This is a genomic window from Bradyrhizobium ferriligni (assembly GCF_056837965.1).
Genome location: NZ_JBXEJO010000073.1, coordinates 1 through 20294, shown reverse-complemented (window position 1 = coordinate 20294; position 20294 = coordinate 1). Strand labels below are relative to the sequence as shown.

The 20294-nt window shown below is 65.6% G+C and carries 21 protein-coding genes; 9 read left to right on the top strand and 12 right to left on the bottom strand.

Annotated features, from left to right (window positions below; all coding sequences use genetic code 11):
• Window positions 1–322 precede the first annotated feature (322 nt).
• A complete protein-coding gene (locus tag AC1VNY_RS33530) occupies window positions 323–1777 on the top strand; it encodes an acetamidase/formamidase family protein (RefSeq protein WP_482408384.1) in 1455 nt (484 codons plus the stop codon).
• Between the two features lie 39 nt (window positions 1778–1816).
• On the opposite strand, the gene AC1VNY_RS33525 is transcribed toward AC1VNY_RS33530, so the two are convergent.
• Window positions 1817–3508, bottom strand: a complete 1692-nt coding sequence (locus AC1VNY_RS33525) for a putative bifunctional diguanylate cyclase/phosphodiesterase (protein ID WP_482408383.1) — start codon at window positions 3506–3508, stop codon at window positions 1817–1819.
• A gap of 219 nt (window positions 3509–3727) precedes the next feature.
• On the opposite strand from AC1VNY_RS33525, the gene AC1VNY_RS33520 reads away from it, so the two are divergent.
• Window positions 3728–4012, top strand: coding sequence for a hypothetical protein (locus AC1VNY_RS33520; protein ID WP_482408382.1), 285 nt, complete (start codon window positions 3728–3730; stop codon window positions 4010–4012).
• A 52-nt stretch (window positions 4013–4064) separates the two neighbouring features.
• Here AC1VNY_RS33520 and AC1VNY_RS33515 read toward each other — a convergent pair whose 3' ends face one another.
• From AC1VNY_RS33515 to mtgA, 4 genes are all read right to left on the bottom strand, one after another.
• Window positions 4065–4535, bottom strand: coding sequence for a YybH family protein (locus AC1VNY_RS33515; RefSeq protein ID WP_482408381.1), 471 nt, complete (start codon window positions 4533–4535; stop codon window positions 4065–4067).
• 18 nt (window positions 4536–4553) lie between these two features.
• Window positions 4554–5186: a hypothetical protein gene (locus AC1VNY_RS33510; protein ID WP_482408380.1), complete on the bottom strand. Its 633-nt coding sequence runs from the start codon at window positions 5184–5186 to the stop codon at window positions 4554–4556.
• A gap of 143 nt (window positions 5187–5329) precedes the next feature.
• A complete protein-coding gene (gene rpmF / locus AC1VNY_RS33505; RefSeq protein ID WP_021077536.1) occupies window positions 5330–5515 on the bottom strand; it encodes a 50S ribosomal protein L32 in 186 nt (61 codons plus the stop codon).
• Between the two features lie 156 nt (window positions 5516–5671).
• Window positions 5672–6343 carry a monofunctional biosynthetic peptidoglycan transglycosylase gene (gene mtgA, locus AC1VNY_RS33500; RefSeq protein WP_482408379.1) on the bottom strand — a complete coding sequence of 224 codons (672 nt, stop codon included), beginning with the start codon at window positions 6341–6343 and terminating at the stop codon, window positions 5672–5674.
• Between the two features lie 199 nt (window positions 6344–6542).
• Here mtgA and AC1VNY_RS33495 point away from each other — a divergent pair, with 199 nt between their 5' ends.
• Together AC1VNY_RS33495 and AC1VNY_RS33490 are read left to right on the top strand one after the other, a co-directional pair.
• Entirely contained in the window at window positions 6543–7463 is a 921-nt protein-coding gene (locus AC1VNY_RS33495; protein ID WP_304557356.1) for a polyprenyl synthetase family protein, read from the top strand.
• An 18-nt stretch (window positions 7464–7481) separates the two neighbouring features.
• Complete coding sequence (locus AC1VNY_RS33490; RefSeq protein ID WP_482408378.1) at window positions 7482–8162, top strand: DUF1345 domain-containing protein; 681 nt, start codon at window positions 7482–7484, stop codon at window positions 8160–8162.
• A 78-nt stretch (window positions 8163–8240) separates the two neighbouring features.
• Here AC1VNY_RS33490 and AC1VNY_RS33485 read toward each other — a convergent pair whose 3' ends face one another.
• Entirely contained in the window at window positions 8241–8675 is a 435-nt protein-coding gene (locus AC1VNY_RS33485; protein ID WP_482408377.1) for a GFA family protein, read from the bottom strand.
• Between the two features lie 202 nt (window positions 8676–8877).
• Here AC1VNY_RS33485 and AC1VNY_RS33480 point away from each other — a divergent pair, with 202 nt between their 5' ends.
• Window positions 8878–9252: a nuclear transport factor 2 family protein gene (locus tag AC1VNY_RS33480; RefSeq protein WP_482408376.1), complete on the top strand. Its 375-nt coding sequence runs from the start codon at window positions 8878–8880 to the stop codon at window positions 9250–9252.
• Window positions 9253–9360: 108 nt separating this feature from the next.
• The gene (locus AC1VNY_RS33475) at window positions 9361–10968 is read left to right on the top strand and encodes a Na+/H+ antiporter (protein ID WP_482408375.1); all 1608 of its coding nucleotides are present in this window, start codon (window positions 9361–9363) and stop codon (window positions 10966–10968) included.
• 142 nt (window positions 10969–11110) lie between these two features.
• Here the strand turns inward: AC1VNY_RS33475 and AC1VNY_RS33470 are convergent, their stop codons facing one another.
• From AC1VNY_RS33470 to ispG, 3 genes are all read right to left on the bottom strand, one after another.
• Entirely contained in the window at window positions 11111–12451 is a 1341-nt protein-coding gene (locus AC1VNY_RS33470; RefSeq protein WP_482408374.1) for a Rieske 2Fe-2S domain-containing protein, read from the bottom strand.
• A gap of 132 nt (window positions 12452–12583) precedes the next feature.
• Window positions 12584–13477 (bottom strand): TauD/TfdA dioxygenase family protein, encoded by an 894-nt coding sequence (locus tag AC1VNY_RS33465; protein ID WP_482408373.1) that lies wholly within the window; start codon window positions 13475–13477, stop codon window positions 12584–12586.
• Between the two features lie 248 nt (window positions 13478–13725).
• Window positions 13726–15015, bottom strand: a complete 1290-nt coding sequence (gene ispG, locus AC1VNY_RS33460) for a flavodoxin-dependent (E)-4-hydroxy-3-methylbut-2-enyl-diphosphate synthase (RefSeq protein ID WP_482408372.1) — start codon at window positions 15013–15015, stop codon at window positions 13726–13728.
• Window positions 15016–15274: 259 nt separating this feature from the next.
• Here ispG and AC1VNY_RS33455 point away from each other — a divergent pair, with 259 nt between their 5' ends.
• Window positions 15275–16150: a sulfurtransferase gene (locus AC1VNY_RS33455; RefSeq protein ID WP_482408371.1), complete on the top strand. Its 876-nt coding sequence runs from the start codon at window positions 15275–15277 to the stop codon at window positions 16148–16150.
• A 231-nt stretch (window positions 16151–16381) separates the two neighbouring features.
• Here AC1VNY_RS33455 and AC1VNY_RS33450 read toward each other — a convergent pair whose 3' ends face one another.
• The 3 genes from AC1VNY_RS33450 to AC1VNY_RS33440 form a co-directional block, all read right to left on the bottom strand.
• Window positions 16382–16570, bottom strand: coding sequence for a hypothetical protein (locus AC1VNY_RS33450; RefSeq protein WP_038387623.1), 189 nt, complete (start codon window positions 16568–16570; stop codon window positions 16382–16384).
• A 118-nt stretch (window positions 16571–16688) separates the two neighbouring features.
• A complete protein-coding gene (locus AC1VNY_RS33445; RefSeq protein ID WP_170991753.1) occupies window positions 16689–17645 on the bottom strand; it encodes a DMT family transporter in 957 nt (318 codons plus the stop codon).
• A 231-nt stretch (window positions 17646–17876) separates the two neighbouring features.
• Window positions 17877–18365: a Fur family transcriptional regulator gene (locus tag AC1VNY_RS33440; protein ID WP_026191999.1), complete on the bottom strand. Its 489-nt coding sequence runs from the start codon at window positions 18363–18365 to the stop codon at window positions 17877–17879.
• Window positions 18366–18533: 168 nt separating this feature from the next.
• On the opposite strand from AC1VNY_RS33440, the gene AC1VNY_RS33435 reads away from it, so the two are divergent.
• Window positions 18534–19013 carry a MarR family winged helix-turn-helix transcriptional regulator gene (locus AC1VNY_RS33435; protein ID WP_085970781.1) on the top strand — a complete coding sequence of 160 codons (480 nt, stop codon included), beginning with the start codon at window positions 18534–18536 and terminating at the stop codon, window positions 19011–19013.
• A complete protein-coding gene (locus tag AC1VNY_RS33430; RefSeq protein WP_482408370.1) occupies window positions 19006–20178 on the top strand; it encodes an HlyD family secretion protein in 1173 nt (390 codons plus the stop codon). The genes AC1VNY_RS33435 and AC1VNY_RS33430 overlap by 8 nt, the downstream gene beginning before the upstream one ends.
• Window positions 20179–20294: the final 116 nt, after the last annotated feature.

Here is a 20294-nt window from a genome sequence, read left to right as displayed (position 1 = left end):
ATTGCAGGCAGGCGGCAAGCGTGTTGCGACGGCAGATGTTGCCCAGCCTGCGTGCAACGCGCGGAAGCGGCCGCTTTCGCGTGGCAGCGCTATCAGCGGCGAACGCAGTGCAACTTGATCGAATGCGTCCAAATTCTTGACCGCTACGGCCATGCCGCGATGCGAAGGCGGCCGCCGCAGATGCCTCGCGCGCTGTTGCACAGGCCTTTGCGCTGCGACGACAGCGAGCGCGCCGACAAATTATTGGGCGCGCCCGGTCATGTCGGAGCGGCGCGGCGCCATGCACTCTCATGCGCACTTTCGATCCAAGGAGGAGCTCAAGATGTGCGCAGGTGACGACAAGAACTGCCCGGACTTCGAATTGCATCATCGCCAGTTCAAGGAGACGCTCGACCGGGAACGCCGTTCGTTCCTGCGCTCGAGCTTCGCGGCGGCGGGCGGCGCCGCGGCAATGACCGCCGGCGGCATCTCGCTGGTGACGCCGAAAATGGCGGCCGCCGCCGAGAAGCATCAGCCGGCGCAGCGCGCCTATCACCATTTGCCGGCCAATGCCGACACCGTGCATTGGGGCTATTTCAGCAAGTCGTTGAAGCCGCGCGTCGAGATCAATTCCGGCGACTTCATCACCATCGAGGCGCTGACGCATCACGCCAATGACGATGCCGAGCGCATGGTGAAGGGCGATCCCGGCGTCGAGAGCGTCTATCTCTGGACCAAGGAGAAGAAGGGCGTGAACCGGCGCGGCGCCGGCCCTATGGATGCCTCGCTGTTCGGACGCGGCGCCGGCGAAGGCCTCGGCGTGCATATCTGCACCGGGCCGGTGTTCGTGCGCGGCGCCGAGGAAGGCGACGTGCTCGAGCTGCGCATCATCGACGTCGCGCCGCGGCCCTGCGCCAACCCGAAATATTCCGGCAAAGCATTCGGCAGCAACGCCGCGGCATCGTGGGGCTTCCACTACAAGGATCTGCTCACCGAGCCGAAGCCGCGCGAGGTCGTCACCATCTATGAGGTCGACGCGACCGGCGAGCGCAACTGGGCGCGCGCCGTCTACAATTTCACCTGGACGCCGCAGACCGATCCGTCCGGCGTGGTGCACAAGACCATCGATTATCCCGGCGTCCCGGTCGATCATTCGACGGTCAAGGAGAACCACGGCATCCTGAAGAACGTGCGCATCCCGGTGCGTCCGCATTTCGGCGTGATCGGGCTCGCGCCGAAAGAGGCCGAGTTCGTCGATTCGATCCCGCCGAGCTATACCGGCGGCAACATCGACAATTGGCGCATCGGCAAGGGCGCCACGATGTATTACCCGGTGGCGGTCGAAGGCGGACTGCTGTCGGTCGGCGACTCCCACGCCTCGCAGGGCGATTCCGAACTGTGCGGCACGGCGATCGAATGCTCGCTCAACGGCACCTTCCAGATCATCCTGCACAAGAAGGTCGACCTCGCCGGCACCGCGCTGGAAGCGCTCGACTACCCGATGCTGGAGACCCAGGACGAATGGCTGGTGCACGGCTTCAGCTATGCCAACTACCTCAGCGAGCTGGGAGCCGGCGCGCAGACCGAGATCTACAAGAAGTCGTCGGTCGACCTCGCCTTGCGCGATGCCTTCCGCAAGATGCGCAAATTCCTGATGACGACGAAGAAGCTGACCGAGGACGAGGCCATCTCGCTGATCTCGCTCGGTGTCGACTTCGGCGTCACCCAGGTGGTCGACGGCAATTGGGGCGTCCACGCGGTGATCCGCAAGGACATCTTCGCCGGCGGCGAGAGCTGACGAGAATCTGGAGCGCGGTGATCAGCCGATCATCGCGCTTCAGCCCGTGGCGGGCACGGGCTTCTCCGCCGGCGCGTTCCACGGGCGGTCCGGCGAGGCGAGGCCGATCAGGCGGCCCTGGATGAAGTCGCAGCCCCATTCGCGCAGCATCAAGGCGGCTTCCTCGTCCTGCACCCATTCGGCGACTGTCTTGATCTCGAGGCGGCGCGCGAGATCGATCAGCGTCTGCACGAAGGCGCGGTCGTCGGCCGAACGCACGATGTTCTGCACGAAGGCGCCGTCGATCTTCACGATGTCGACGCCGAGCTTGCGCAGATTGCGGAACGAGGTGTAGCCGGCGCCGAAATCGTCGATCGCGATCCGGCTGCCGAAGTTCTTCAGGCGCGTGACGAAGCCACGCACGTCGTCGATATCCTGGATCGCGACCGTTTCGGTGATCTCGACGATCAGCCGCTCGCCGACGCCGGGATGCGCGCGCATCAAGGATTCGATGGTGGCCCACCAGTCCGGATCCATCGTGGTGTCGGGCGAGATGTTGAGGCTGAGCTGTACGCCGGGGGCGGCGGCGAGCTCGGCGATGGCGAGCTCCAGCACGCGGTGATCAACCAGCCGGATCAGGCCGAGCCGCTCGGCGACCGGCACGATATCGGGCGCGAGCAGCGCGCGGCCGTCGTCCTGCTCCATCCGGACCAGGCACTCGTAGAACGCGGGCTGCCGCAGGCGCGCATCGACCACGGGCTCGAAGCCGATCACGATGCGGCGCTCGTTCAGCGCGGTGACGATCTCGTCGGTGACGCGGATGTTGACGCGGCGCTGGGCGTCGCGCTCGACATTCGGCTTCCACAGCGCGAACGATCCGGCGCGGCGGCTCTTGGCCGTCTCCAGCGTCTCCTGGGCGCGATTGACCGCCTCCTCCGCCGACCTCGCATGGCGCGGAATGGTGACGGCGCCGATCGAGACCGTTACCGACACCGGGCCGGACTTGGTCGGCACCACCTCGTCGCGCACCGCGGCGAGGAAGCGCTCGGCCGCGACATTGGTGTCGTCGACGGTGCAGTTGCGCAGGATCAGGCCGAACTTGTTGCCGGAGAAGCGGCCGAGCATGTCGCCGCTGCGCAGCCGCGCACGAATCCGCTTCGCGACCTCGGCGATGACGGCATCCGCAACATCGAAGCCGAAGGCATCGTTGACGCGCGCGAGGTGATCGATGCCGATCAGCATGAAGGCGCAGGAGGAGCGGAAGCGCGCGCATTCCTCCATCGTCTCGGCGAGCGAGGCGATCAGATGGGTGCGGTTGAGCTCGTTGGTCAGCGGATCGTGCCGCGACAGCTTCAACAGCTGCTCGTCGCGGGCGTGCCGCTCATTGTTGATGCGGACGACACCCTGCACGCGCGCCGGCCTGCCGTCGGCGCCGGCAAACCAGCAGCCGGTCTCCTCGATCCAGATCACCGGCGCCGAGGTGACGGCCCGCACGCCATATTCGATCCGGTAGGGAACGCCCTCCCCGCCGCGTACCGGCGCCGGCGCGCCGAGCGCATCGGATCGCACCGAGCGCGATGGCTCGATCAGCTTGGCAAGCTCGGCACCGCTCGCAAGCGCCGCGACCGGGATATCCGGGAAGACCGCCGCCACATTGTCGCTCCAGGCAATCGCATCGGTCGCCAGGTCCCAGGCGAATGTCGCTTGGCCGAGCGAGGCGAGGATGCTGGCAGCTGGCGGGACAGGGGGCATCGAACATGTCTCGATTTGGGACGGCGCCCGGTGATTCTACACGCTCTCAAGATAGTGGTTCCGGCGAATCCAACGCTAGGTGAAGTTGATAAATAATCTGGAAACCACGTTTTCGACTGTCCGGGAACGAACTGGGGACGGCGGGCATGACCCTTGCCACGGGGGTGTTGCGGAGGGACGCAACGTCCCAAACTATGACGCTCCAACGGGTCGCAGACGATGCCGGATATCGATCGATCGGAAATCCTCGACGGTGAGTGCACCGGTGATCCTGCGGCGGCCGGCACGGCGCTGGTGCCGCTGGCCGCGACCACCCATTGGGCGCCCAAGATCCCGCTGCCGCATGCCGATCCGTCGTTTGTGGCTCATCTGATCGCCACCGCCGCACACGAACCGCAGACGCGCGGACAGCGGCGTGGGTCATTGGCCGACGCGCAGAGCGCTTACGGCCCGCATGTCGACGAACGCCGCAGCGTGGCGCGGCGGACCCGGCAAATCATCTAGCAAATCATCTAGAAAGACCGGACGCCGGAACTGGCGTCCAAGCAGCAGGCGATCAGCGGGCCTTGACGGGCCGATCGCCGTGACTGTCCTGCGGCACGCCGCGTTGCAGCGACATGTGGGAATGGATGCCGAGCCAGCGCCCGTCGGCTTGACGCGCGAGAATGATCGTCGCTCGCCCCGGCCGATCAAAGCGGCTGCCGTCCGCATGGAAGCCGGTGCTTATCCAGGGCGTGATCACCGTCGCCATGCCGCCGTCGGCGCTGATCAGCACCGCCGTATGCGCGAGATCGAAGGCGAAATCCGCGGTGCGGGGCCAGACATTGTCCCATTGCATCTCGGTCCAGCGCGCGCGGCCGTGGATGAGTTCCTGATAGGTGCCGAACGAGATGATGTCCGAATGCCAGAACGGACGCGCGGCAGCATAGTCGACCGCCCTGACGCAGGCGGCGAACCGTTCGAGCCAGTCAAAGATGGATTGAGTTGTCGTTGAGTCGGCGATCGGAAGAGGCGTTTCTGCGCTCATGATCGGCCTCGAAAACACTCAGCGCTGCGGCGCGTCCGACGGCGGATGGCCGCCCGGCTGCAAATCCGGTGAAGCGACGGTCGGCTTCGGCGCGGACTGATCGAGCAGCACGGATTCCGCAACCGACGTCGCCGGTGGAACGGGTGCGGCTGGCGGCGGGGCAGCAGGCGCCGGTGCGGCTACGGGCGCGGGCTCGGAACGCGGCGCGGGCGCCTGTGCCGGCGCGGGCTGCGGCGCCTCGGGCTGCGGCTTGCTGACGCTCGGCGCCGCAGGCGCGACCACCGCACGGCGGCGGGTGCGCAGCGCAATTCCGGAAATGAAATCGACCAGCGCCAGCAGCGTGAGCAGGCCATAGGTCGAGTTGCCGAATTTCGGCCAGAGCACGAATTCGGCGGCGGCGGCGCCGAACACGATCAGCGACAGCAGATGGTCGGTGAGATATTTCGCGCCGGGGCGCGCGCCCTTGATGACCTCGAGCAGCAACAGCAGCACGGCGGCCGCGAGCAGCATGTCGCTGAGCGTGATCTGCCACTGCTCGCCCGACAGCAATGTCAGCCTGATCAGCGGGTCCGTGAAGGACACGCCGGGCATCAGGAAAGCGATGATGTTGTAGACCGCGAGCGGAACGAGCAGCAGCGGAAAACCGACCATCGGGGCTTGCGCCTTATTCAGGGAGAACCAGCAATGCGGCGATGCTCATTGGCCTCGCCGCGGACGCGCCCGTCTTGGCCGCACTCGTTGACCGAATTCAGGCGCCGCGCCGCATGGCTGCGGCGCGTAGGCCGAATGTCCGATCAGGACTCTTTCTTGGCCTTCAGGACCTGGCGGCCCTTGTACATGCCGGTCTTCAGGTCGAGATGGTGCGGACGGCGCAGCTCGCCGGAGTCCTTGTCCTCGACATAGGTCGGGGTCTTGATCGCATCGGCCGAACGGCGCATGCCACGGCGCGACGGCGAGGTTTTTCTTCTGGGAACGGCCATGACGGTGTCCTCTAGGGTGTTGCGGAGGCATCGTCCGAAATGCGGACGGCTCAGCGCTTCGAAGCGCAAGCTGCGATGCCGGTAAGGCCGCGCTTATAGAGGAAGGCATCGCGTAAAGCTAGGGTCCGGGCCAGCAAAAAGCGCCCGAAATAGCCCTCAGGAGCCGCGATTTTCGCGCCAGCAGCGCTCCACCGCGTTGGCCCGGACCATGTAGGTCGCGGACAGCCTGCGGACCCCCGGCCCCGGGTTCCGGGCGCTCCTCTTGACCGGATTCGGCAGGATCGCCGCCAAAAGCGCGGCCTCGCGGGGGGACAGCCCCGCCGCCGACCGGCCGAAAGCATATTGGGCGCCGGCCTCGGCGCCGAACTGGCCGGACGGGCCCATTTCCGCGATATTGAGGTAGATTTCCAGGATCCGCTGCTTGGGCAGCACGAGATCGATCCAGAGCGCCAGCGGCAGTTCCAGCCCCTTGCGGATCACGCTGCGGCCGGACCACAGGAACAGGTTCTTGGCGACCTGCTGGGTGATGGTCGAGCCGCCGCGGGCCACCTCGCCATCCTCGGCGTCGTCCAGCACCTCGCGCAGCGCGCCCCAATCGATGCCCCGATGCTTGCAGAAATGAGCATCCTCCGAGCCGACCACGGACCGCGCCAGGTAGGGCGACATCGCGCCGAAATCGATCCAGTGCCGCGTCACCGGGGCCCCGCGCAGGGTCCGCCACGCCATCAGCGCCGAAACCGGATGGCCGGTGCGGTAGAACGGCGCCACCAGATACGGCAGCAACAGCAGGGCCAGCAAAAGCAGCAATAAAATTCGGACGATGCGCAAAACAGGAGTTTCCGGGGAGGACCATTCCAGGAAGGATTTGGGACCCGCCCGCCAGAACACGGCCGGCGCCGTCGACGTCTGCGGGATAATTCACGGTTTTTCCAGCACTTTTAAGGCGCATTCCGTCGCAGGGCAGGAATTGACGAAGCCGATGCCATCAACGATTGTCCGGCCGAAAATCGATCTGGAGCAATTCTTAATGACGACCGGTACTGCAGAGTTTTCCAAGCGGCTGGACCAGACCGCGGAGGATACCGAAGCCCTGCTCGCGAAACTGCTGTCCGACGCGACCGAAAGCGACGAGATCGTGCGCCCGAAGCGGCTGATCGAAGCGATGCGCTATTCGAGCCTCGGCGGCGGCAAGCGGCTGCGGCCGTTCCTCGTGGTCGAGAGCGCGGCGGTGTTCGGCATCCCGCGCGAAGCCGCCCTGCTGGTCGGCGCCGCGCTCGAATGCATCCACTGCTACTCGCTGATCCACGACGACCTGCCGGCGATGGACAATTCCGATCTGCGCCGCGGCCGCCCGACCCTGCACAAGGCCTATGACGACGCTACCGCGATCCTCGCCGGCGACGCGCTGCTCACCATCGCCTTCGACATCATCACCCGCGATGCGATCCACAAGGACGCCCAGGTCCGCCTGCTCTTGACCCGCGCGCTGGCGCGCGCCTCCGGCATCGGCGGCATGGCCGGCGGCCAGATCCTCGACCTCGCCGGCGAAGGCCGCTTCGGCGACCGCGAGCCGGTCGACGTCGCGCGCCTGCAGCAGATGAAGACCGGCGCGCTGCTCCGCTTCGGCTGCATCGCCGGCGCGATCCTCGGCCAGTCCTCGCAGAAGGAATACCAGGCGCTCGACGATTACGGCAAAGCGCTCGGCGAAGCCTTCCAGATCGCCGACGATCTGCTCGACGTCGAGGGCGACGCCGCGGCGCTCGGCAAGCCGGCTGGCGCTGACGCCGCGCTCGGCAAGACCACCTTCGTCACCCAGCTCGGCATCGATGGCGCCAAGCAGCGCGTCCGCGACCTCCTCGCGCGCGCCGATGCCGCGCTGTCGGTGTTCGGCGACCGCGGCGACGTGCTGCGCGCGGCCGCCCGCTTCGTCGCCGAGCGCAAGAACTAGCCGAGAGCAACGCGGGAAATGAACAGGGAGATCGACGACCGCCTTGTTCGCTTCCGCAAGCTGCCGCTGCTGGTCCGCGTCGTCGTGGGCCGGCCGCGCACCTTCGGCTCGATCGCTTTCGGCATCCTGGCTGCGCTGCTGGTGCCGGGAGCACCGCGCATCGTCACGCGCCTGCTCGCGGGCTGGGATGCCTTCGCCGCGCTCTATCTCGTGCTCGCCTATGTGATGATGCTGCGCTGTGGCGTCGCCCATATCAAGCGAAGCGCCATGCTGCAGGACGATGGCCGTTTCCTGATCCTGCTGCTGACCGCGTTCGGCGCGCTGGCGAGCCTCGCCGCCATCGTGTTCGAGCTCGGCGCATCCAAGGGCAGCCCGGCCGGACTGGCGCTGGCAATCGTCACCATCACGCTGTCATGGGCCTTGGTGCACACCGCGTTCGCGCTGCACTACGCCCATGAGTATTATCGCGGCAGGACGCCCGGCGGATTGCAGTTTCCGAGCGGCGAGGAACATGTCGACGCCGATTACTGGGACTTCGTCTATTTCTCGTTCGTGATCGGCATGACGGCGCAGGTCTCCGACGTCGGCATCACCGACAAGATCATCCGCCGCACCGCGACCGTGCACGGCATCATCTCGTTCGTGTTCAACACCGCGCTGCTCGCCCTGATGGTGAACATCGCCGCGAGCGCGATCTAGCCGCGCCGCCTGATGAGATGCCGTGCGCGAGGCGGTCGGCAAGGACTACAAGCAGCACGCCGATGACGTCGCGCGGATCTATTCCCCGCCTTGCGTCACGTGCTCCTGATATTGCGGCAGATCGTCCGTTATCGCGTACCACGGCGCCTTGGAGCCGACGAAGATGTGGGCGGTCGGGCGGATCGCCGGCGCATCGCGCAGCGTGCCCATCGCGACATGGACATAGGCGCCGCCGCGGACCTGCGAATAGAGCAGCGAGCCGCAGCGGCCGCAATGCGCGTCGTGGGTGAGCTCATCGCCATAGATCAGGAGTCCATCAGCGCCGCGGACCACGGTGAATTTGTCGCGCGCGATTCCCGCGAACGGCTTGAACGCCGATCCCGTGGTGCGCCGGCAGTTCGAGCAGTGACAATTGAGCGCATAGGCAAACGCGTCGGCCACCTCGTAGCGCACGTCGCGGCAGAAGCATTCGCCGGTCAGGATATGTTCGTTCGAATTTGCAGATGCGGTCACAACTCGTCCCTCACGCAGAATTTTGTCGCCGGCCATGGCGCAATCAGGCGGTTCATGGCTAAATCGTAGAGCCTTTTCCGTTCCGATTGAATCGGAACGGGGGCTCCAGATTCGAGCTTTGACGCGTTTTCTTCACGCGAACCGGCACCCGCTTCGCTCGAAAACGCTCCAGCCGATCCAATCCTGCCGGGAGGACCAACCAATGAGCCAAGATCGATCCAGCGTCGAAAGCGTCGTGCAAACCTATTTCGACGGTCTCTACGAGAGCAATGTCGACAAGCTCGCCGAGGCTTTTCATCCGAGCGCCGATTTGCGCTGGGTGGAGAAGGGCGAGCTGAAGGTCCTGACCGTGCCGGACTGGCTTGCCCTGGTGCGCAAGCGCACCTCGGCGAAGGCCGAAGGCAAGCCGCGCGAGGATTTTATCGTTACCATCGACCGCTCCGACGACAACACCGCCTTCATCAAGGTGCGCTGCCAGCTGCCGCCGCGCTATTTCACCGACTATCTGGTGGCGATGAAGCTCGCCGACGGCTGGCAGATCGTCTCGAAGTCGTACCGCTACGACCTCAGGGATTGATCGACCGGGCGCGGCGCGCCCCGCGACGGCTTTGTGACACGCCCCCGCGGTCCGGCTCCGGCCGGACCGCATTGACTGGCGGTGGTTTCCGGGCGAATTGAGCCCGTTATGGAAGCCAAGTTTCAGATTTTTCTCACTTTGCTCGGCGTGCTGGCGGGAACCGCCCTGGTGGCGCGGCGGACCGATATCGCGCCCGCGATCCTGCTGCTGCTGGTCGGCATCGTGCTCGCCTTCGTGCCGGGCATGCCGTCGCTGGAACTGCCGCCTGAGCTGGTGCTGCTGGTGGTGCTGCCGCCGCTGATCTATTCGGCGAGCGTCGCGATGAGCTGGCGCGAGTTCAAGGCCAATCTGCGGCCGATCATCCTGCTGTCGGTCGGCTGCGTGATCTTCACCGCCTTCATGGTTGCGGCCGCGACCCATTATCTGATCGGCCTGCCCTGGAGCATCGGCTTCCTGCTCGGCGCCATCGTCGCGCCGCCGGACGTGGTCGCGCCGCTGGCGATCGCCCGCAAGCTCGGCATGCCCCGCCGCATCCTGGTGGTGCTCGAGGGCGAAGGGCTCGCCAATGACGCGACCGCGCTGATCCTCTACCGCTTCGCGCTCGCCGCGATCACCACCGGGCTGTTCTCGCTGCCGAAGGCGACCGGCACCTTTCTCGTCATCGTCGCCGGCGAGATCGCGTTCGGCACCGCGGTCGGCTGGCTCAGCCTGCGCGCCCGCCGCCGCGCCAGGGATCCGCAGGTCGAGATCACGCTCTCGCTGATCACGCCCTATCTCGCCTACTGGATCCCGGAGCATTTCGGCGGCAGCGGCGTGATCGCGACCGTCGCCTGCGGCCTCTACATGAGCTGGAACGGACCGCTGTTGATCTCGGCCGCGACGCGCCTGCAGGGCATCTTCTTCTGGGACTTGATCATCTATCTGATCGAGGGCCTGCTGTTCCTCTTGACCGGCTTCCAGATGCGCTCGCTGTACGAGAAGTCGAAGTCGTTCCCGCTGCACGACATCCTCACCGCGACCGTGCTGGTCGCCGTCATCGTGATCGTCGCGCGCTTCGTCTGGGTGTTTCCCGGCACCTATCTGCCGCGCTGGATCAGCCGGCGCGTGAGCGAGCGCGATCCGCTGCCATCGTGGCGGGCGGTGTTCGTGGTCGCCTTCACCGGCGTGCGCGGCGCGGTCTCGCTCGCCGCGGCGCTGGCGCTGCCCCTGACATTGCCGAACGGGGACGCCTTCCCGTATCGCGACCTGATCCTGTTCGTCGCCTTCGGCGTGATCTTCGTGACGCTGGTCGGGCTCGGCCTCACTTTGCCGCCGGTGGTGCGCTGGCTCGGCCTCGCCAGGGACGGGCGCAGCGAGCACATCGCCGAGCACGAGCAGGAGATCGCGGCGCGGCGCGAGGCGCTGAACGCTGCGCTGAAGTCGCTCGATGCCATCACCGACGACCGCGAGCTTTCCGACGAGGTGATCAAGCTGTTGCGCTCGCGGCACGAGATCCGCATCAACCAGCTGCCCGACTCGCTCAATCCCGACACCCACGACGTCTCCGCCACCGGCACCGAGCTGACGCGGGAGCTGATCGCCTCCGAGCGCAAGTTCATCCATATGCTGCTGCGCGACGGCAAGATCACCGACGAGACCAGGCGGCGCATCGAGCGCGACCTCGACCTCGAGGAAGCCAGCCTCGCCAACCGCGAGTATCGCAGGATTCCGCTGTAGCCCCGATGTCGTCCCGGGCAAGCGAAGCGCGACCCGGGACCCATAACCACCGATCGATGTTATTCGACCAGGCTGCGGCCACAGCCAATTCCAACAATTTCCGACTGTGGTTATGGGTCCCTGCTTTCGCAGGGACGACAGATCACTCCGCGGCGGCGTTCCGGCCGGGACCGCCGACGAAGCCGGCGGGATCGCCGAACCGTTCGATCATCACGGTGGTGAGGTCCTTGGTCTTGCTGGTGACGCAGGCGCCGGAGCGCACGGTGTAGCGGTCCTGGTGCTGAGCATGCGGCGGCGCCTCGCCCTTCTGCAGCGCGCGGGCCGCTTCCATCACCAGCTTGCGGAAATGCATGATGCCGAGATCGGTCGGGCCGAGATGCTCGCGGGTGCGATCGGCGATCGGGCCCTGGCTGTCCTGCACCGCGGCGTCCTGCTCGGAAACGCCCTTGATGCCGGTGTAGCTCTTGGTCCGCTGCAGCTTGCGATCGATCAGATAGTCGTTTGCCTTGTTGCGCAGCGGCACGTAGTTCTCGTCGACCACAGCCATCACGCCATTGCCGTTGGCGTAGCCTTCCCGCTCGGCGTCGGTCAGCGGGCGGTGCGGATTCCAGGCATAGGTATAGATCCAGCAATTGGTGTCGGTGACCGGCACGAAGGTCTGGCCGAACATGTTCTCGCCCGGCATCGAGCTCGGCGCATAGCTGTGGAACGGCATCAGGAACTGGGCGATGCGCCAGTAGATATTGTCGCTGCCGGTGAGACGTCCGCCCGCCACCGTGAGGCCCGCCTCATGCGGATTGATCTTGATCACCGGGCGCGGATCCTCGGCGATCCAGCGCATGTGATCGGTCGCGACCCGCGTCAGCGGGTTCACGAAATGCTTCTTGATGTCGAGGATCTCGTTCTCCTCCTTCTCGAAGGAGAGATGCGCGAAGGTGAAATGCGCGGTGTCGATCGAGCCTTCCACCGCCTGCACCCAGTTGCAGTCCTGCCACTTCTTGGTGACGAAGCGGTGCGAGGCCGGCAGCAGCGCCATCTCCAGCGCCGGCAGTTCGGGCATCGCATCGGCCGGGCCCATATAGGCCCAGATCATGTCGCCCCATTCGCGCACCGGATAGGACTTGATCCGGATCAGGTCCTTTGCGTTGAGGTCGGGATACGAGGTCGGCATGTCGACGCAGCGGCCGTCGGTATCGAACTTCCAGCCGTGATAGACGCAGCGGATGCCGCATTCTTCGTTGCGGCCGAGCCAGAGATTGGCGCCGCGATGCGGGCAGTATTGGTCGATGACGCCGACCACGCCTCTGGTGTCGCGGAAGGCGAGCAGCTCCTCGCCCATGACAACGATCTTCTTCGGATCGCTGTCCGGCTCCGGTAGTTCTTCGGACAGCAGCACCGGAATCCAGAACCGGCGCAGCAATTCGCCCATGCCGGTCCCCTCACTGGATTCGGTGAGGAATTTGTTGTCCTCGGCGCGAAGCATGGGCAACCTCCCGATGGCATTTTTCAGTTCGTAGTTCGCAGGATGGGTGAGCGAAGCGATACCCATCAACTTTTTGAGCCGCACGATGATGGGTTTCGCTGCGCTCTACCCATCCTACGCACCACGCAATCCTCACACCGGCCGCTCTCCCTTCACGGTGACGCGGGTGCCGGAGCGGGTGTGCGGCCAGTAATCCCACATCGCGCGATGCTGGGCGCAGCGGTTGTCCCAGAACGCGATCGCGTTCTCGGTCCAGCGGAAGCGGCACTGGAACAGCGGGTTCTCGGCGTGCTGGTAGAGATAGGCCAGCATGGCGTCGCTCTCATCGCGCGGGATGCCGACGATGAAGCGGGTGAAGCCGCGATTGACGTAGAGCGATTTCTTGCCGGTCACCGGATGGGTGCGGACCACCGGATGCTCGGCGCGAGGATATTCCCGTTTGTCGGAGACGCCGTAGTTGGCATAGAGCCCACGATAGGTCTGTTCGCCGTCATGCAGCGCGGTCAGCCCGTCGAGATAGGCCTTCATGCGGTCCGACAGCGCCTCATAGGCGGCGTACATGTTGGCGAACAGGGTGTCACCGCCGCGCGGCGGGCACTGCTTGATGTAGAGGATCGAGCCCATCGGCGGCTCGAGGTCGCAGGACACGTCGGTGTGCCAGCCCTCGCCATTGGCGCGCGGCGAATCCTTGTCGGCATAGATCTTCATCAGCGCCGGATCGCCCTCATTGGGCGCGGCGGGGTGCACGTGCAGCTCGCCGAACTTGCGGCCGAAGGCGAGATGCTGGTCGGGGCTGATGTGCTGGTCGCGGAAGAAGATGACGAGGTTTTCGGCGAGCGCGCGATGGATCTCGTCCATCTGGCGGTTGGAGCGCGCATCGCCGCCGACGAGCTTGCCGATATCGACGCCGGAAATCTCCGCGCCGATGATCGGCGTCAGCTTCTCGACGCCGATGGTCTCATAGGGCTCGGATTGGTCGGCGAGGTGGCGGTAGCGCGGGCCTTGTTTGCCGGACAGCGAGCTCATGGGCGTTCTCCCGATGGTTCTTGTTTTGACCATCGTAGCCCGGATGGAGCGAAGCGCAATCCGCGCCGCAAGCATATCCGTCGTCCCGGACAAGCGCAGCGAAGCGGAGCGCAGATCCGGGATCCATAATCACAGGGTCGGGTTTTGCGGAGTTTGGTAACCCGCATCTCGCGCCACAACCACCGTCTGTGGTTATGGGTCCCGGCTTTCGCCGGGACGACAGCGGAATGTGTTGCGCGAGCGGCGGACTACTCCGCGGCGCCGGCCTGCTCCGGCAGCTTGGCGCCGTTGCCGTAACGCTGGTCGATATAGTCGATCACCAGTGCCTTGAAGTCGGCGGCGATGCCCGGGCCGCGCAGGGTGCGGAACTTCTTGCCGTCGACGAAGACAGGCGCGGCCGGCGCTTCGCCGGTGCCGGGCAGCGAGATGCCGATATTGGCATGCTTGGATTCGCCGGGACCGTTGACGATGCAGCCCATCACCGCGACGTTGAGCTGCTCGACGCCCGGATATTTGGTCTTCCAGGCCGGCATCTCGTCGCGGATGAAATCCTGGATCGAGCGCGCCAGCTCCTGGAACGTGGTCGAGGTGGTGCGGCCGCAGCCCGGGCAGGCCGCAACCAGCGGCACGAAGGTGCGGAAGCCCATGGTCTGCAGCAATTCCTGCGCGACCTGCACTTCCAGCGTGCGATCGCCGCCGGGCTCCGGCGTCAGCGAGATGCGGATGGTGTCGCCGATGCCCTGCTGCAGGAGGATGCCGAGCGCGGCCGAGGAGGCCACGATGCCCTTCGAGCCCATGCCGGCCTCGGTGAGGCCGAGATGGATCGCATAATCCGAGCGGCGCACCACTTCCTGATAGACCGCGATCAGATCCTGCACGGCCGATACCTTGGCCGACAGGATGATCCGGTTCTTCGGCATGCCAAGCTCTTGCGCGCGCGCCGCCGACAGCAGCGCCGACTGCACCATCGCCTCGCGCGTCACCGCGCGGGCATCGCGCGGATTCGCAGACGCCGTGTTCTCGTCCATCAGCTTGGTGAGCAGCTCTTGGTCGAGCGAGCCCCAATTGGCGCCGATGCGCACCGGCTTGTTGTTCTTGTTGGCGATCTCGATGATGTCGGCGAACTGCGTATCACGCTTGTTCTTGAAGCCGACATTGCCGGGATTGATGCGGTACTTGTCGAGCGCCTCGGCGCAATCAGGATATTCGGCGAGCAGCTTGTGGCCGATGTAGTGGAAGTCGCCGATCAGGGGCGTGGTGATGCCGCGCTTGCGCAGGCCGTCACGGATGTGCGGCACGGCAGCGGCGGCTTCCTCGCGGTCGACCGTGATGCGCACCATCTCGGAGCCGGCGCGGGAGAGCGCGGCGACCTGGGCGATGGTGCCATCGATGTCGGCGGTGTCGGTGTTGGTCATCGACTGCACGACGATCGGCGCACCGCCGCCGACGGCGACGTTGCCGACCATGACCTGCGTGGTTTGGTGCCGCGGCGCGGGGCCGGCGACGTCGTCTTGCGGCAAAATCTCGGGCTTGTTCATGGCGTCTCGAATATCAGGTTTTGGTGACATTCACCAAGGGGGCGATGGGCCTCGCACGCGGCGGGCCAAACGATCATGTTTCGGAGTGAATTCAATAGCTTATGGCGCCGATTGAGGCCAAACGCAAGCCATGCAGCGGCGTCCTGCATGCCCAGCTATATTGGACCGGATTGGGGTGAATCAAAGGGCAAAGTGACAGCTTTTCATGTGACCTCGCGCATCTTAGCATCCTGTTAAGGGCACAGCGGGAGGACGTGAAATGGCCGGCCACAGCGAGCTGATCACCACGGCGGAACTTGCCGAGATCCTGAACCGGCCGGACCTTCGCCTGTTCGACTGCACGACCTATCTGGAGCCGGCCCCCGCCGGCAGCAACGTTCCCTATATTGTCGTCTCGGGCCGCCAGACGTTCGAGGCCGGCCACATCCCGGGCGCGAATTTCCTGGATTTGCAGGCCGAATTCTCCGAGGCCCGTACCGAGCTGCGCTTCATGATGCCGCCGACAGCGCAGCTCGAAGCCGCGTTCGGCCGTCACGGCATCTCGGCGGGCAGCCGCGTCGTGCTCTATTCGATCGGCACTGCAATGTGGGCGACGCGATTCTGGTGGATGCTGCGCTCGCTCGGCTTCGAGGGTGCCGCGGTGCTCGACGGCGGCATCGACAAATGGACCGCCGAAGGACGTGACATCGAGACCGGACTTGCCGGCGGCTATCCGCCGGCGACGTTTCCGGCACGGCCGAAGGACGGCATGTTCGTCGACAAGCATGACGTGCTCGCCGCGACCACGGAGGGCGACACCGTCATCGTCAACGCGCTCGGCCCGCAATTCTACAAGGGACTGGAGCCGAGCCGTTACGGCCGGCCCGGCCGCATCCCCGGCAGCGTCAGCGTGCCGGCGGCGACCTTGATCGATCCCAAGGCCAAGACGTTCGTGCCGCTTGAGGAGGCCGAAGCAACCTTCGCCGCGCAAGGCATCACCAAGGATAAGCGCGTCGTCGCCTATTGCGGCGGCGGCATCTCCGCAACCATCGACCTGTTCCAGCTGCATCGGCTCGGCTACGACAATCTCACGCTCTATGACGGCTCGATGGGTGAATGGGCGAAGGATGCAGAGTTGCCGATCGAGACGGGGTAGCGGACGGGGCGCACAGCTCTCTCCTCACGTCGTCCCGGCGTAGGCCGGGACCCATGACCACCGAATTTGCTTGCGAACGGGAAAGCGGCCCCAGCATCGCGCGACAACCGACATTTGGGGTAATGGGTCCTGGCCTTCGCCAGGACGACGCTGAATGTTTGGCGCGCCTACGAGAGGACACCTGCCACTAAGGCGTCAGCTTTTGTCGCAGCGGCCCGGTGGCGCGGGCGATCAAGCCGGCTTCTTGACGATCTCAAGGCCTCGGGCCGCCAACTCCTTCAAGATGCTCCGTGCGAGGTGGGAGCACTCATCCGGCTTGATCCAGCACGCGCTCCGCCAGTCCGGATCATCCTCCTTGGAGTATGCGGTGAACGCGGAGCGAATACCGGCTTCAATTGCATCGGTGGCATCGATTGGCATCAGCGCGCCTCCACGGCCTTCCTCCCATGGGAGGGTTCACGGAGTATCGGTGGCAGTGTTGATGTAGATCAACACCGCATCAAGCGGCCTCATTCGCCGCCAATGATGTGCCGCGCTCTCACGCAGGCACGTTCGGATCCGGCGTCACCTTCGGGTCGGGCTTATTGACGAGATAGAGCCCGGCGATCACCAGCAGCGCGGCGACGCCGAACACCGCCGTCAGCGTGTCGTGCATGATGAAATAGGCCGCGACGACGCCGAACAGCGGCGTGACGAAGGTGAAGGCGGACAGCTTGCTCGCGGAGTAAGTTTTCACCATCGCAAACCAGATGACGAAGGTGCAGCCCACCACCCAGACGGCCTGATAGGCGAGCAGCGAGATCGACAGCGCGCTCGGCACATGCTCGATGCGCTCGCCCGCGATCCAGGCGGCGAGGCCGAGGATCGGAATCGAGATCGCGACCTGGTAGCCGAGCGCCTTTTCCGGCGCGGCCTTGCGCAGCTGTGTGCCCTTGGCGACCAGCGTGGTTGCCGCCCACAGCGCGCCGCCGCCGACCACCATGAGGTCGCCGAGCAGCACCTTGGCGTCGACGTTCGGCTGCGGCACGCCGATCGCGAGCGCGACGCCGGCAAAGCTCAGCGCAAGCCCGCTCCACTGCACGGTCGAGAGACGCTCGCCGAGGAACTGGTGCGAGCCGAGCGCGACGAAGAACGGCGCGGTGTAGAGGAACACCGAGGCACGCGACGCCGAGGTGAAGACGAGGCCGGTGAAGATCAGCACGAACTCGCAGCCGAACATCAGCCCGGCGATGATGCCGGGCACGAGCGTGCCGTCGCGCTCGAAGAATTTGACGCCGCGCAAGTGGCCGACGATCAGCATCACCGGCAGCGCGCCGGCGGAGCGGATCAACGCCTGCAACATCGGCGGCACGTCGGGCAGCGCGAGTTTCACCGCAAGCTGGTTGAAGCCCCAGCTCACGCACAGCATCAGCATCACGGCGATGGCGCCGGGCGGCAGCCCGTGTCCGACGCTGACGGGCCTCGTGACGCTGGCGGAGATCGCTTGGGTCGACATGTTTCCTCGCGGGCCGGCTTGGTGCCGTGTTGTTAATTGCCGGTTGGGCTCCCTCGCCCCGCTCTTGCGGGGAGAGGGTTGGGGTGAGGGGCCGTCGCCGCAAATTCGATAGAACCGAGCGTGCGGAGAGCCCCCCTCACCCGAAATTCGCTACCGCGAATTTCGACCTCTCCCCGCAAGCGGGGCGAGGTAGCTCGAAAGCAGTGCGAGTTAGCTGAAACCATCGCGCCATCACGTCTTCTGGCAATGCGCGCAGGTGCCGGCGATCTCGACGACGGAGAGTTTCGGGATGAACCCCGAGGCCCGCGCCGCCGCGGTCAGGCTTTGCGCGACGGGGGCGGCCGGGATCTCGCCGACCGAGCCGCAATGGTCGCAGATCAGGAACGCCACCATCGAGGTCTCGTCATGGTCATGCGCGCAGGCGAGGAAGGCGTTGCGGCTCTCGATGCGGTGGACGAGGCCGTTCTCCATCAGGAAGTCGAGCGCGCGGTAGACGGTAATCGGTGCCGGCCGCGGCATCGTCTTGGCCAGCTCGTCGATCACCTCATAGGCGCCGAGCGGGCGATGGCTCGACAGCAGCGCCTGCAGCACCTGACGGCGGATCGGAGTGAATTTCTGGCCGCGGCGCGCACACACCTGCTCGGCATGCGCCATCGCGTCCGCGGCGCAGCGGCCGTGATCGTGGTCGGGGGCAGGAAATGTCGGCTTGGCCAGGCTCATTGCCCCGATATGTAGCATTTGCGCGCCCGTTCCCAAAGCCCGGCTCCCCAGCCCCGGTCCGCCGCCGCGTTGCAGCCATGCCCGCAATGCGGGGCAGCCTCGCGTTAACCCGGCATGCAGAAATCATAAGCAAGCTTATTATATCCCAAGCTTATGGAGGCAGGATCGATGCGCGGTTCGGTGGACACCGATTTCTTGTTTACGCTGGGCGAAGTGTTCCGGCTGATCCGGGTCTACGCCGACAAGGAGGCCGCCCGCTACGGCATCACTCGCGCGCAATGGGCCGTGCTGTCCAAGGTGGAACGCCAGGAAGGGTTGAAGCAGACCGAGCTCGCCGAGCTGCTCGAAGTGCAGCCGATCACGCTGACGCGGCTGATCGACAAGCTCTGCGACAATGGCTGGATCGAACGCCGCAGCGACGAGAACGACCGCCGCGTCAACCGCCTCTATCTGAAGAAGGCCGCGCGCCCGCTGCTCGGCAAGCTCGCCGGCCTCCGCTCCGAACTCACCGCGACCGCGCTCGAGGGCATCAGCCCCGCTGACGCGTATCGCCTGCTCACCCAACTGGAATCGATCAAGGAAAACGTTCGCAATGCCGTCCAAACCCCAGCCGGCGAGCCCTCCCGAAAGGAACAGCGCTATGGCTGAACCCGTCCTCAAGCTGGCGCCCGAGCAGAAGAGCAATCCGGGCGAGCCTGCGCCGTCGGGCAAGGCCAGCCGCGCGCCGCGCCGTCGCCTGATGGCGGGCCTGCGGCGCTATCGCCGGGTGCTGCTGCTGGTCGTGCTGCCGAGCCTCGCTGCGATCGGCGGCATCGTGTTCTATCTCAATGGCGGCCGCTATGTCGGCACCGACGACGCCTATGTCGGCGCGCAGAAGGTGCTGATCACGCCGGAAATCTCCGGCAAGATCGACAAGATCGTCGTGAAGGAAGGCCAGCACGTCAAGAAGGGCGACGAGCTGTTCGAGATCGACCCGGTGCCGTTCCGCCTCGCGGTAGCGCAGGCCAAGGCCGCGCTCGACCAGACCAGGACCACCTATGACAACCTGGTCGACAACATCAAGATCAACGGCAGGATGCTGGAATTCGCCCAGCAGAGCATCGAATTGAAGAAGCGCGACGTCGAACGCAAGTCGACGCTGGCCAAGCAGAATTTCGGCTCGCAGCTCGACCTCGACAACGCGGCGAATGCGCAAGTGACGGCCGAGAGTCTCGCGCAATACATCAGGCAGCAGATCTCCAAGGACAAGACCCAGCTGCTCGGCGATATCGACCTGCCGATCGAGCAGTTCCCGCCTTACGCCCAGGCCAAGGCCAAGCTCGACGACGCCCAGCGCAATCTCGACCACGCCGTGCTGCGCGCGCCGATGGACGGTGTCGCGACCCAGGTCGACCAGATCCAGCTCGGCCGCTTCGTCGCCGCCGGCTCGCCGGTGTTCTCGATCATCGATGTCGACCATCCCTGGGTCGACGCCAATCCGAAGGAGAGCGACTTCACCTATGTCGCGGTCGGCCAGCCGGTTGAGCTCGATGTCGACGCGTTCCCGAACCATCGGTTCAAGGGCGAGGTCGGCTCGCTGTCGCCCGGTACCGGCGCGCAGTTCGCGATCCTGCCGCCGCAGAACGCCACCGGCAACTTCGTCAAGGTGGTGCAGCGTGTGCCGGTGCGGATCTACTTCGACGAGAACGATCCGTTCGTGAGGAAGCTGAAAGCCGGCATGAGCGTCTACGCGACGATCGACACCAACCACCGCCGCACGCTGGCCGGCCTGCTCGGGCTGGCGCCGGCCTCGGCGCACCCGGACCACGAATAGAGATAAGAAGCGGTCGATAGTCGACCGCAGAGACAGTGCGCCCCCTCTCCCGCTTGCGGGGGAGGGCCGGGGCTGGCTCTTATACACATCTGACGCTGCCGACGATCGCATAAGTG